The following is a 12,787-nucleotide window of genomic DNA, read 5'->3' as shown; positions in this document are numbered from 1 at the left end:
GCGACGCCCATCGCCGATGCGCAGCTGCGACGCGCGGTCCTGGATCTTCGTGATCAGCTCGTCGGCCACCGGCTCGACCGCGACGACGACCGAGATCGCCATGCAGCGCTCGCCCGCGGAGCCGAAGCCGGCGTTGATCGCCGAGTCGGCGACCAGGTCGAGATCCGCATCCGGCAGCACCAGCATGTGGTTCTTCGCACCACCGAGGGCCTGCACGCGCTTGCCGTGCTTGGTGCCGGTCTCGTAGACGTACTGGGCGATCGGAGTGGATCCGACGAAGGAGATCGAGCGGACGTCCGGGTGCGTGAGCAGCCCGTCGACGGCCTGCTTGTCGCCGTTGAGCACCGTGAAGACGCCGTCGGGGAGACCGGCCTCCTTCCACAGCTTCGCGAGCCAGATCGCGGCGGTCGGGTCCTTCTCGGACGGCTTGAGGATCACGGTGTTGCCGGCGGCGATGGCGATGGGGAAGAACCACATCGGCACCATCGCCGGGAAGTTGAACGGCGAGATGATGCCGACGACGCCCAGCGGCTGCTTGGTCGAGTAGACGTCGACGCCGGTCGAGACCTGCTCGGAGTACTCGCCCTTGAGGTGGTGCGCGAGCCCGGTCGCGAACTCGACGACCTCCTGGCCGCGCGTGATCTCGCCGAGGGCGTCCGAGACGACCTTGCCGTGCTCCGACGTGATGATCTCGGCCAGCTCGCCCTTCTTGGCCTCGAGCAGCTCGCGGAACGTGAAGAGGATCTGCTGGCGCTTCGCGAGCGACAGGTCGCGCCACGCGGGGAACGCGGCCTTCGCGGAGGCGATCGCGGCCTCGATCTCGGCGTCATCGGCGAGCGCGACCTCCTTGGTCGCGACTCCGAGCGCCGGGTCGAAGACCGGAGCGGTGCGGCCGGAGGTCGACGGCGACTCGCGGCCGTCGATCCAGTGCGGCACCACGGCGAGCGCGTGGATCGGTTCGGTTCCCAGGGTTTCGGACATGTTCCTTCTTCTCTTCTCGAAAGGGGAGGTGTCAGCCGTGCACGAGCGCGGCGGCGGTGTCGACCGCGCCCGCGACGTCGCCGTCGGGCGGGTAGAGCAGGGTGCGGCCCACGACGAGGCCGCGGACTCCGGGCAGCGCGAGCGCCGCCTCCCACGAGGCGTAGGTCTCGTCGGGGCTGCCGGAGGGATCGCCGCCGAGCAGGAGGGTGGGCAGCGTCGTCGACGCCATCACCCGCTCCATCTCGGGCACGACGGGCAGCTTGAGCCAGGAGTAGGCGGACGTGTTGCCGAGCCCGGCGGTGATCGCGATCGAGGTGATGACCGCCTCCGCCGAGAGGTCGTTCTGCACCGCGCCGTTCGCCCAGCGGCTGAGGAACGGCTCGAGCATGATCGGCACGCGGGCCGCCGCCGCCGCGTCGACCGCGCGGGCCGACGCCTCGATGGTGGCCGCGGTTGCGAAGTCGCCGAGGTTCACGCGGAGGAGCAGCTTCGCGAAGTCGATCCCGGCCGCCACGATGCCGGGCACGTCGTACCCGGTGAAGCGGTCGTCCATCTCGAAGCGGGCGCCCTTGAGGCCGCCGCGGTTCATCGATCCGACGACGACCTTGCCCTCGAGGGCGCCCAGCAGGGCGAGGTCCTCGATGATGTCGGGCGTGCCGAGCACGCCGTCCACACCCGGCCGCTCGAGCGCGGTGACCAGGCGGGCGAGCAGCCCGTAGCGGTCGGCCATCGCCGTCGGGTCGTCGCGGACGCCGAGCGCACCGCGGGCCGGATGGTCGGCGGCGACGATGAAGAGGCGGCCGTCCTCGGCGAGCAGCGGACGGCGGACGCGATCGCGGACGCGGGGCAGCACGGTCTCGGGGGCGGTGGTGCGGATCTCGCGCAGCGTCTCGAAATCGAGGGCGGCGAGGGTCTCAGGCAGCGACATCGGCGATGCTCCTCACGATCTCGGCGACCTCGTCGGTCGAGGGCATGGCGGTCGAGCATTCGCGTCGCGAGGCGACGATCGCTCCGGCGACGTTGGCGAAGCGGAGCACCTCCTCGAGCGACCAGTCCTGCAGGAGGCCGTGGCACAGGGCGCCGCCGAAGCTGTCGCCGGCGCCGAGGCCGTTGACCACCTCGACCGCGTAGGGGGCGACCTCGACGGTCTCGTCGCGGGTCTTGGCGAGCACGCCGCGCGGGCCCTGCTTGACGATCGCGAGGTCGAGGCCCCGGTCGAGCAGCGCATCGGCGGCGCGGTGCGGGTCGGTCTCGCCGACCGCGATCTCGCACTCCTCGCGGTTGCCGACGGCGACGCTCACGTGCTCGAGCGCGCGGGACACCTCGCGGCGGGCGATCTCGGGCGACTTCCAGAACATCGGCCGGTAGTCGAGGTCGAGGATCGTGAGCGGTCGGCGGCCGCGCGCCTCCCAGGCCGTGTGGTGCGCGGTGCGGCTGGGATCCTCCGAGAGGCCGGTGACCGTGGACCAGTAGATGCGGGCCCGGGCGATCGAGTCGAGGTCGAGCTCGTTGACGGTGATGACCAGGTCGGGGGCCTTCGGCGCCCGGTAGAAGTAGAGCGGGAAGTCGTCCGGCGGGAAGATCTCGCAGAAGGTGACGGGGGTGTTCAGCCCCGACACGGTGCGGACGAACTCGGCGGAGGCGCCCAGGCGCTCGAGCTCGCGCGAGACGAAGCGGCCGAAGGGGTCGTCGCCCGTGCGGGTGATGATGGCGGACTTCAGGCCGTGCTTCGCGGCGGCCACGGTGACGTTCGCCGCGCTGCCGCCGAGGTACTTGCCGAAGGTCTCGACGTCCTCGAGACCCACGCCGTCCTGGAGCGGGTAGATGTCGACGCCGGAGCGCCCGATGGTGATCAGGTCGAAGGGAGTGTGCTCGGTCATACGTCGCTGTACAACTTCCTTGTCGAGGGGGTGGGCGCCGTGCTTCTGCGACCCGCCATGTACTTACATATGAACATACAGGAGAACCCTCGCGCTGTCACCCGCAGCCGCCGCGATCGGAGCGAGCCGGTCGCGGCGGCCGCGCGATCAGACCCGCGTCGCCGTGTAGACCACCCCGTGCTCGGGGTGCAGCAGCGGCGCCATCAGCCCCGCGGAGGCGAGCGCCGCTCCCGAGACGACGGCGCCGATCCGCTCGCCCCGCGGCACCCACGTCGGCGCGCCGTGGGCGTCGGCCGACGGCTCCGCGCGGAGACCCCACCACTCGGCGGGCGTCGTGCCGCGCCCGACACCGCCGACGAGCACCGGCTCGATCCGGTAGGACGCGTCGGGATCGAGCCCCGGCAGTCGGACGCGGCCGGGCGACACCACCTCGGAGCGGGCGAGCGAGACGAGCGAGTAGACCGCCGCCGAGCGGTCCGCCGCCACGACCCCGTGCACGGCGAGCGTCGCGTCGGGGTGGTCGAGGCGGACGAGGTCGCCGCCGTGCAGGAGCGCGCGCTGCTCCTTGTGGAACGCGATCCACCCGCCGAGCTCCTCGAGCTCCTCCTCGGTGGCCGTGCGCAGATCCCACTCGACGCCGAGGTGGCCGAAGAGGGCCGAGACGGCGCGGAAGGACAGATCGTGCCGGCGCCCGGTGGTGTGCGAGAGGGCCGAGGCGATGTGCGAGCCCATCAGCTCCGGCGGGATCAGCTGCGTCGTCCAGCGGTTCATCTGCTGTCGGTCGAGCGGGTCGATGTTGTCCGAGACCCAGACGCGGTCGGTCCGCTCGAGCACGCCGAGATCGACGCGCGCGCCGCCCGAGGAGCACGACTCGATCTCGAGGTCGGGGAAGCGCTCGCGGATCTCGTCGACGAGGCGGTAGAAGGCGAGGGTCTGCTCGTGCACTCCGGCCTCCCCGCCGGGCGGACGTCCCGCGTCGACGAGGTCGCGGTTGTGGTCCCACTTGATGTACGCGACGTCGTACTCGTCGAGGATCGCCGTGATCGCGTCCCGGAGGTGCGCGAAGCACTCGGGGTTCGCGAGGTCGAGCACCTGCTGCGTGCGGGACTCGACGGGCAGGCGGCCGCCGGTGGACAGGATCCAGTCCGGGTGCGCGCGGGCGAGGTCGGAGTCGGGGTTCACCATCTCGGGCTCGAACCAGAGGCCGAACTGCATCCCGAGCGCCCGGACGCGGTCGACGAGCGGGTGCAGCCCGTCGGGCCAGACGTCGCCCGAGACGGTCCAGTCGCCCAGGCCGGAGCGGTCGTCGCGGCGGCTGCCGAACCAGCCGTCGTCGAGCACGTACCGCTCGATGCCCAGCGCGGCGGCGCGCTCGGCGAGCTCGGTCAGCACGTCGAGGTCGTGGTCGAAGTAGACCGCCTCCCAGACGTTGAGCGTCACGGGGCGGGCGGAGGAGGGGTGACCCGGCCGGGCGCGGAGCATCCGGTGGAACCGGCGCGCGACGGCGTCGAGTCCGACGGCGTACGAGCCGTGCACCCAGGGGCTCCGGTAGCTCTCGCCCGCGGCCAGGCGGACCTCGCCGGGGAGCAGCAGCTCCCCTCCGCCGAGCAGCTGCACGCCGGTCGAGACGCGCTCGACCTGGTGCACGTGGTTGCCCGACCAGCCGGTGTGCAGCCCCCAGACCTCGCCGTCGGCGAAGCCGAAGCCGGGCGCTCCGACCGAGAGGAGGGTCGCGGCGTCGGCGCCGGTGCGGCCGTGGCGGCCCTCGCGGCGGTGCGCGCCGATGCCCACGGGGCGCCGCTGCGGCGTGCGCTCCTTGCCCCAGCGCCCGGCGAAGTCGAGGATCTCGCTCGCCGTCGCGGGGACGGGCAGGCACAGCAGCAGCTCGTCGAGCTGGTAGACGTCGTCGCCGAGGTTGGTGACCTCGGCGCGGGCGCGGACGACTCCCGACGCGTCGAGCTCGATCTCGATGTCGACGGCGAGGCCCGCGACGGCGTCGACGGCTCTGACCCGCAGCGATGCGGCGCCGGTGGCGACGACCAGCGGAGCGTCCTGCGGGAGCGTCGACACGCTCCCTCCCTCGGTCACCGAGATCGAGGCGACGGTGAAGCGCGGCGACCAGTCGGCTCCGGAGCGCGAGCCGCTGAGGCCCGGGCGTCCCGTCCAGCCCGTCCAGTGCTCGGGGAGGAGCGCGACGCGGACGGGCTCGTCCACGTCGTTCGGGCCGACGGGCGTCCGCCCCGCTGCGGTGAAGGCCTCGAAGGCCTCGAGGTCCAGCGGGCCGGTGTCGGCGCCCCAGTGCAGGACGGCGGGGAGGCGGTCGTCGCTGAGATCGACGACGAGCGAGACGCCGGCGGTGCGCATCACGACGCCGAGCGTGCGGGGAGAGGTCATGTCGGAGGGCCTTTCGTGGAGGGGGCGGGGGCGCGGTGGGCGCCGCATCCGCAGGACTCGCGGAGGATCAGCTCGCCGGGGAAGGTCGTGATGCTCTTCGGCGGCGGGCCGGTGTGGAGGACGGCATCGATCGCCGCGCGGGCCATGGCGCGCACGGGCTGCTGGAGGGTGGTGAGGCGGGGGACGCTGAAGGCCGACTCCGACGTGCCGTCGTAGGAGATGACCGCCAGGTCCTCGGGGATGCGGAGGCCGTGGTCGGCGGCGCCGCGGAGGAAGCCGATGCCGATGAGGTCCGAGCCCGCGAAGACCGCGTCGGGACGCCCGGGCCCCGAGAGGAGCCTCGCGGCCGCCTCGAGCCCGCCCTCCCGGGACCACGCGGTGATCTCGATCGGACCGGGCTCGAGCCCTGCATCCCGGAGTGTGCGCTCCCAGCCGATCTCACGGGGATCGGTGCGCTGATCCGGATCGGAGCTCGCACCGAGGACGAGCCCGACCCGGCGGCGGCCGTGCACCTCCACGAGGTGCCGTACCGCCTCCGCCGCGCTCCCGATCGCGTCCACCCCGATGGAGGGGGCTCCCTCGATGGGGTGGAACGCGTCGATCACGACGGTCGGGACCTGCGCGTCCGAGGAGGAGCCGGGGCGCAGGCCCTGCAGGACGCTCGCGATGATCAGCCCGTCCACCCCGCGCGAGCCCATCTCGGTGACGAGCCGCTCCTCGTTCTCGGCGTCGTCGTGGGTGTTGGCGATGAGGAGGGCGTAGCCGCGCTCGGCGGCCGCGGTCTCGATCTGCAGGGCGAACTCGGCGAAGTAGGGGTTGCTGCTGTCGGGGATGAGGAGGGCGAGGACGTGCGTGCGGCCCGTGCGCAGGGCGCGGGCCGCGGTGTTGGGCACGTAGCCCAGCTCCTTGATCGCCTCGTGCACGCGACGCTCCTTCTCGGGCGAGACGCGCTTGGCGCCGGTCAGCACGTAGCTGACGACGGCCGTGCTCACCTGGGCGTGCTCGGCGACCTGGTTGCGGGTCGGCGCCTTGCGCGGCAGCGATCGATCGAGCACAGCGGTCTCCTCGGTGTCGTGAGGGGGACCCGTGCTCCGGGTCCCCCTGTCGGACGCTAGTCGAACAGCGCGTCGACCTGCTCGTCGGCGTCGGTGAGGGAGGACGGGTCGGCCTGCCCCTCGAGGACGGCGTCGACGGCCGGCGTCATGATGCCGGCGATCTTCGCCGCGTTGTCGGTGATCGGGAAGAGGAACGTGGTGCCGTCGTCGACCTGCTGCGTGAACGCGGTGACATCGACGCCCTTGTCGGCGAAGGCGGCCTTCGCCGCGTCCGTTCCGCTCGGGATCGCCGGGAAGACGACTCCTGCGGCGCCGATGACGTCCTGGCACTCGGCCGAGGCGAGGTACTCGACCCACTTGGCCGAGGCGTCCTTGTTCTCGGAGCCCGACCAGATCGAGTCGGCGAGGCCGTTGAACATGGTCGAGCGCTCGCCGTCGGGGCCGATCGGGGTCGGCGCGATGCCGACGTCGACGCCGGTGAGCGAGGTGAAGGTGTTGATGTTCCACGAGCCGTTGGTCGTCATGGCGTACTTGCCGGCGCCGAACGTCTGCGCGACATCGCTGCCGGTCACCGCGGCGACGGAGGGCATGTAGCCCTTCTCGATCAGGTCGGCCATCCAGCCGATGGTCGACTGGAACTTCTCGTCGTCGTAGTTGTAGGCGCTGCCCCACGGGTTCTCGTCCGTGTAGGTCCAGCCGGTGCTGCCGGCGTACATGCTCCACTGCGTCTGGCCGTTGCCGCCGCCCGAGCCTCCGTCCAGGCCCAGTCCGTAGACCGCGACGCGGTCCTTGTCGAAGCCGTCCTCATCGCCGCGGACGCCGTTCACGTCGACGGTGAGGTGGGCGATCGCCTCGCCGTAAGTGCCGCCGTCCTCGGGGTTCCACTCCAGCTCGGCGAGCTGCTCGGGGGTGTAGCCGCCGTCGGTGATGAGGGCCTCGTTGTAGAACACGGCCACGGTGTCCCAGTCCTTGGGCAGGCCGTAGCGCGCGCCGTCCTGGCCGACCCAGAGATCGGCGAGCCCGTCCTGGTACTGGTCGACGTCGACGCCGTCCTTCTCGAGCACGTCGTCGAGGGCGACGAGCTGGTCGTTGGCGATGAAGTCGGCGTACTTCGAGAGGTGGTTCGTGAAGACGTCGGGGGCGGTGCCGGCGACGAATCCGTTGGTCAGCTTCGTCCAGTAGTCGTCCCACGAGTACTGCGAGATGGTCACGGTGACGTCGGGGTTCGCGGCCGAGAAGTCGTCGGCGCACTGCTGGTACGCGGCCTTCTGGTTGTTGTCCCAGAGCCAGTACTCGACGGTGCCGGTGGCGGCGCTGGTGTCGATCGAGGCGCCGTCGTTCGAGGCGGCGCCACCCCCTCCTCCGCCGACGCAGGCGGTGAGGGAGAGGCCGAGCGCGGTGGCGCCGGCGAGGACGGTGGCGGTTCTGCGGAGAGTGCGTGACACGGTGGTGGGTCCTATCTGCTTCATTGCACGAGGTGGGGGATGGGGTCTGCGGGGGGCGTCACTTGACGCCGGAGTAGCCGATCGAGTCGACGATGCGGCGGCCGAAGGCGAGGAAGAGCACGAGCACGGGCACGGCGGCGACGAGCGTCGCGGCCATCAGCCCGGCCCAGTCGGGGCTGCCGTTCGGGGTCTGAGAGCGGAACACGCCGAGCGCGACGGTGAGGACGCGGGACTCCTCCGTGTTGCCGGCGAGCAGCGGCCAGAAGTAGTCGTTCCAGGTGTTGATGTAGGTGAGGATCCCGAGCGTCGCCAGCGGAGCGACGCTCATCGGCACGATGAGGCGGAAGAAGATGCGCAGCTTGCCCGCGCCGTCCAGCTCGGCCGCCTCCTCGATCTCCTTGCTGATCCCGAGGAAGAACTGGCGGAGGAAGAACACGGCGAACGGAGTCATCAGCAGGCTCGGCAGGGCGAGCCCGGCGAACGAGTTGAGCAGCCCCAGGTCGCGCATGAGGACGAAGTTCGGCAGCGCCGTGAAGATCGGCGGCACCATGAGCGCGGTGAGGAAGAGGAAGAACACCGCGTCGCGCCCCGGCCAGCGCAGGCGGGCGAAGGCGTAGGCGGCGAGCGAGCAGAACAGCAGCTGACCGGCGGTGACGAGGGTCGCGTAGGCGACCGAGTTGCGCAGGTAGAGCCAGAAGTTCACGGACGCGCCGGAGCCGCCCTCCGCGATCGCCTGCTCCTGCGTCGCGAAGCCGAGCACGCGGGCGAACGCGCCCCAGGTGAACTCGACGGGCAGGAGCGAGGTGGGGTCGCTGGCGAGGGCGTTCTCGGTCGAGAAGGCCGTGCGGATCATCCAGAAGAAGGGGAAGAGGGTGACGAACAGCGCGGCGATCAGGGCCGCCCAGGCGAGGATCCGGCCTGCGGAGGGGCGACGGCGGACGGGTCGGCGCGGGGCGGGAGGGGCGGCGGCGAGCGTCGGATCGCTCAGCGGCAGGGTGGCGGTCATCGGTCTTCCTTCTTCACGCGAGGTCGGACTGGTCGGCGCGCAGCAGCCGGAGCTGCAGGAGCGCGACGCCGGCGAGGATGACGAGCAGGACGACCGAGATCGCGCTGGCGTAGCCGAAGTCGTTCTCGCCGAAGCCGACCTGGTAGATGTAGAACTGCATGACCCGGGTGGCGTTCACCGGTCCGCCGCGGGTGGTCACGGCGACGGTGTCGAACACCTGGAACGAGCCGGTGACCGTCACGACCAGCACCAGGGCGAGGACGGGCCGCAGCAGCGGCAGCGTGATCCGCCAGAACGAGCGCCACTCGCTGGAGCCGTCGATCTGCGCGGCCTCGTAGACGTACGGCGGGATCATCTGCAGTCCGGCGAACACGAGCAGCGCCGTGTAGCCCATGTGCCGCCAGACGTTGACCAGCGCGATCGTCGGGATCGCCCAGTCCTGATCGGCGAAGAACGGGATGCGGGTGAGGCCGACCGTCTCGATCAGGCTGTTGACGAGTCCGAGCTGGTAGTCGAGCAGGAGGAACCAGATCATCGCGGCGATGACGTTCGAGATGAGGAACGGCAGCAGGATCGCTCCGCGGATCACCACCGACTGGGTCACGCGGTGCATCAGCACGGCGAGCCCGACGGCGACGACGGTCTGCACGACGATGTTGATCGAGACGTACTCGAGCGTCACCCACACCGAGTTCCAGAAGAGCGGATCAGTGGCCAGCCGCACGTAGTTGTCGAACCCGATGTAGCTCGGCGCGCTCATCAGGTTGTAGTCGGTGAAGCTGAGGTAGATGCCCCGGACGGTCGGCGCGACGTAGAAGGCGCCGAATCCGATGGCCGCGGGGAGGATGAACGCGATCGCGACGAGGAGCTCGCGGCCGCGGGCGCGGCGGCGGTTCGGGGTGAGCCGGGGCCGTGCGGCGACGCCCTGCGCGGCCGTCATCCGCGGTGCCGATGCGCGCCGGGGAAGGTCGTCATGGTGACTCCTTTGTCAGTACATACGAGCAGCTACTCGTGTAGCTTGTGAGGGAAAGCTACACGAGTAGCTCGGCCTTGTACACAGACATGCAGAATGTCCTGACATGTCGGCCGTCACCCTTCGCGACATCGAGATGGAACCTTCATGACAGCGTCGTCCGTTCCCGAGCCCACCAGCGTCCGAGTTCAGCGGGAGCCGGGTGAGGCGCTCCTGGACGCCGCCCGCTCCTGCGTCGACGTCACGATCAGCACCGACGGCGACGGCCTGCGGATCGACGTCTCGACGACCCGGCAGGTGGCGCGCGTGGTGCTGCGCTGGCGCCGCTCCGTGCCCGCCGGCGCCCTGGTGCTGGGCGACGCGTGGGAGCGCAGCTACGGGGAGCTGGAGTGGGCGTCCGTCCGGCCCGAGCGCGTGCTGCCCTGGAGCGTGCTCCTCCACGACCCCGCCACCGGCGCGACGGAGGGACTCGGCGTCGCGGTGCGGGGCGGGGCGCTCGCCTTCTGGCAGTGCGACCCGCTCGGCGTCACCCTCACCCTCGACCTGCGCAGCGGCGGCGCGGCCGTGCGCCCGGGCGACCGCGCCGTGCACGCGGCGACGGTGCACCGCGTCGAGGGCGGCGACGGGCCCTTCCGGGTGCAGCAGGAGCTGATGCGCGCGCTGTGCGCGGATCCGCTCCGCCGCTCCGGACCGCTGGTGGGAGCGAACAACTGGTACTACGCCTACGGCCGCGACTTCGGGATCAACGCCGTCGTGCGCGACGCGCGGATGGTCGCGGATCTCGTCGGCGACCACGCCGTGCGGCCCTTCGGCGTGATCGACGACGGCTGGAGCTCCGACGGCACCGCCGACCACCTGGCCGCCTCGCCCGGTCCGTGGCTCCAGGGCCGCCCCGACCGGTTCCCGGACATGGCGGCGGCGGCCGACGCGCTGCGCGCAGAGGGGGTGCGGCCGGGCGTCTGGTACCGGCCGCTGCTCACCCGCGACGCCTCGGTCGCAGGCATCCGCGGCCCGCGCGACGGAGCGCTGGCGCTGGACCCCAGCTCGGGTGCCGTGCGCGACCTCGTCGCCGCCGACGTCGACCGGCTCCGCGGCTGGGGCTACGAGCTGATCAAGCACGACTTCTCGACCTACGACCTCCTCGGCGCCTGGGGGCCCGACTTCGGCGCCTCCCCGGGCGACGGGCCGGCGCTCGCCGACCCCTCGTCGACCACGGCGGAGGCGCTCGTCGCCTTCTATGGGACCGTCCACGCCGCCGCGGGAGCGTCCCTCGTGCTCGGCTGCAACGTCGTCGGCCACCTCGCGGCCGGACTCGTCGACGCCCAGCGGATCGGCGACGACACCTCCGGACTCGACTGGGACCGCACCCGCCGGGTCGGGGTCAACACGCTGGCCTTCCGCCTCGCCCAGCACGACGCGTTCTTCACCGCCGACGCCGACTGCGTCGCGAGCACACCGGGCACCGACTGGGCGCTCAACCGGCAGTTCCTCGACCTCGTCGCCCGCAGCGGAACGGCCCTGTTCGTCTCGGTCGACCCCGCCACCCGGAGCGACGCCGTGGACGCCGACCTGGCGACCGCCCTCCGCCTGGCCCTGGACGGCGGGACGCCCGGCGGCATCGAGCCGCTCGACTGGATGCACTCGCCGACCCCGTCGCGCTGGCGGGCCGGGGACGAGGTGGTCGACTACTCCTGGCTCGCGGACGAGGGCGCCGACGCGTTCGAGCCGTTCGCGTCGGCGAGCCCGGACCCGGCGGCCTGAGTGAGCGGCGTTCCCTGAAGCGTGGGGGTGCGGGCACGACTGGACGCGGATCGGGGCCTGCGGACTTCGGAAGCCCCGATTCGCGCCCGGTCAGCGCGCGGCATGTCTCCGAGTGGACGCGGACCGGGCGCACGGACCGGGCCAGCGCCCGTTCCGCGCCCACTCGCCGATCCGGTATCAGCTCCGCAGCGTCTGGCTCGGCTTCTCGCCGAAGCGCGCCTGATACGTGCTCGCGAAGCGCCCGAGGTTGCCGAAGCCCCACTCGCGCGCCACGGCGGCGACCGTCGTCGAGCACGGGTCGCCCGCGACGAGATCGGTGTGCGCGCGGTCGAGGCGCACGTCGCGCAGGTAGACCGACGGCGAGACCCCGAGGTGCCGCTGCGTCGCCTGCTGCAGGGTGCGCGTGTGCAGTCCGGCGGCACGGGCGGCGTCGGCCGGGGTGATCGGGTCGCGGGCGTGATGCTGCAGGAAGTCGAGGGCCACGCGGGTCCGCGAGGCGGACGGACGGCGGAGGATCTCGGGCACGTCCCACGCGCGCCACGGGAAGAGCGCCAGCAGCGCCCGGGCGAGGTTCAGCTCGGCCGTGAAGCGCACGAGCGGAGCGGTCGCCGCGGCGGCCAGCGCCGACGACGCCTCGGACACCGCGGTGCGCCAGCGCGCGAGCACGCTCGGATCGGGATCGGCCTCGTGATCGAACGAGACCGGTCGGCGCGGGCCCGCGTGCGACTCCGTGGCGACGTCCTCGAGGAACGCCGGGGCGAAGTGGATCAGGTTCTGCCGGTGCGGCAGGAAGTCGAGGCCGAAGTGGCGCTCGGCGGGGAAGAGGAACGGCGCCGACGCCGCTCCGGTGCGCGTGAAGGGGCGCAGGGTGAGCGCGCCGCCGCCCGCGCGGAACCAGCCGACGACGTACTCGCGCAGGTGCGGCACCTCGCCCGAGAGGGCGCCGGCGCAGTCGGAGGTGCGCAGCGTGACGCGCTCGCTCCCCCGGAACGCATAGCGGAACGAGAACGAGCCGGCTCCCGGAGCGACGCGGAAGCGTCCTCCGCCGTACGCGTCGGCGTAGACGGCCGAGGCCGCCTCGGGATCGACGCCCGTCACCTCGAAGCGCCGCTCGGCGCCTCCCGTCGCATCGGAGGAGGAGCCGAAGGGGCTGCCCGTCGTGAACGTCGACCCGCTCATGACGGCCGCCCGGGCCGGCCGAAGGGGGTGTGTCGCATGGAGGGACCTCGCTGTGTCGTGAGACCGGCGGCCCGGCCCCGGTCGGGGTCCGCGTGCGCGTCGGCTGCTATTGA

The 12,787-nt window shown here is 72.1% G+C and carries 10 protein-coding genes; 1 reads left to right on the top strand and 9 read right to left on the bottom strand.

Going from position 1 to position 12,787, the window contains the following annotated elements; translation table 11 throughout:
* The 8 genes from ASF46_RS18610 to ASF46_RS18575 form a co-directional block, all read right to left on the bottom strand.
* On the bottom strand, nt 1–981 hold a 981-nt coding region (locus ASF46_RS18610; protein ID WP_157602797.1), incomplete at its 3' end, for an aldehyde dehydrogenase family protein.
* A 31-nt stretch (nt 982–1,012) separates the two neighbouring features.
* On the bottom strand, nt 1,013–1,909 hold the full coding sequence (locus ASF46_RS18605) for a hypothetical protein (RefSeq protein WP_056868996.1): 897 nt from the start codon (nt 1,907–1,909) through the stop codon (nt 1,013–1,015).
* A complete protein-coding gene (gene iolC / locus ASF46_RS18600; protein ID WP_056868995.1) occupies nt 1,896–2,861 on the bottom strand; it encodes a 5-dehydro-2-deoxygluconokinase in 966 nt (321 codons plus the stop codon). The genes ASF46_RS18605 and iolC overlap by 14 nt, the downstream gene beginning before the upstream one ends.
* 147 nt (nt 2,862–3,008) lie before the next feature.
* A complete protein-coding gene (locus ASF46_RS18595) occupies nt 3,009–5,255 on the bottom strand; it encodes an alpha-galactosidase (RefSeq protein WP_056868994.1) in 2,247 nt (748 codons plus the stop codon).
* Nucleotides 5,252–6,310, bottom strand: a complete 1,059-nt coding sequence (locus ASF46_RS18590; protein ID WP_056868993.1) for a LacI family DNA-binding transcriptional regulator — start codon at nt 6,308–6,310, stop codon at nt 5,252–5,254. The genes ASF46_RS18595 and ASF46_RS18590 overlap by 4 nt, the downstream gene beginning before the upstream one ends.
* Nucleotides 6,311–6,366: 56 nt before the next feature.
* Nucleotides 6,367–7,755, bottom strand: a complete 1,389-nt coding sequence (locus ASF46_RS18585) for an ABC transporter substrate-binding protein (RefSeq protein ID WP_235577024.1) — start codon at nt 7,753–7,755, stop codon at nt 6,367–6,369.
* 58 nt (nt 7,756–7,813) lie between these two features.
* Complete coding sequence (locus ASF46_RS18580; RefSeq protein ID WP_056868991.1) at nt 7,814–8,761, bottom strand: carbohydrate ABC transporter permease; 948 nt, start codon at nt 8,759–8,761, stop codon at nt 7,814–7,816.
* Nucleotides 8,762–8,774: 13 nt separating this feature from the next.
* The gene (locus ASF46_RS18575; protein ID WP_056868990.1) at nt 8,775–9,701 is read right to left on the bottom strand and encodes a carbohydrate ABC transporter permease; all 927 of its coding nucleotides are present in this window, start codon (nt 9,699–9,701) and stop codon (nt 8,775–8,777) included.
* A gap of 180 nt (nt 9,702–9,881) precedes the next feature.
* Between ASF46_RS18575 and ASF46_RS18570 the strand changes: the two genes are divergently transcribed.
* Nucleotides 9,882–11,495, top strand: a complete 1,614-nt coding sequence (locus ASF46_RS18570) for a hypothetical protein (protein WP_157602794.1) — start codon at nt 9,882–9,884, stop codon at nt 11,493–11,495.
* A 177-nt stretch (nt 11,496–11,672) separates the two neighbouring features.
* Here the strand turns inward: ASF46_RS18570 and ASF46_RS18565 are convergent, their stop codons facing one another.
* Nucleotides 11,673–12,674, bottom strand: coding sequence for a helix-turn-helix transcriptional regulator (locus ASF46_RS18565; protein ID WP_056868989.1), 1,002 nt, complete (start codon nt 12,672–12,674; stop codon nt 11,673–11,675).
* Between the last annotated feature and the right edge of the window lie 113 nt (nt 12,675–12,787).

It is taken from the genome of Rathayibacter sp. Leaf296, from assembly GCF_001423045.1.
GTDB classification, from domain to species: domain Bacteria; phylum Actinomycetota; class Actinomycetes; order Actinomycetales; family Microbacteriaceae; genus Rathayibacter; species Rathayibacter caricis.
The sequence above is the reverse complement of the archived record's forward strand: the minus strand, read 5'-3'. Positions and strand labels throughout refer to the sequence as shown.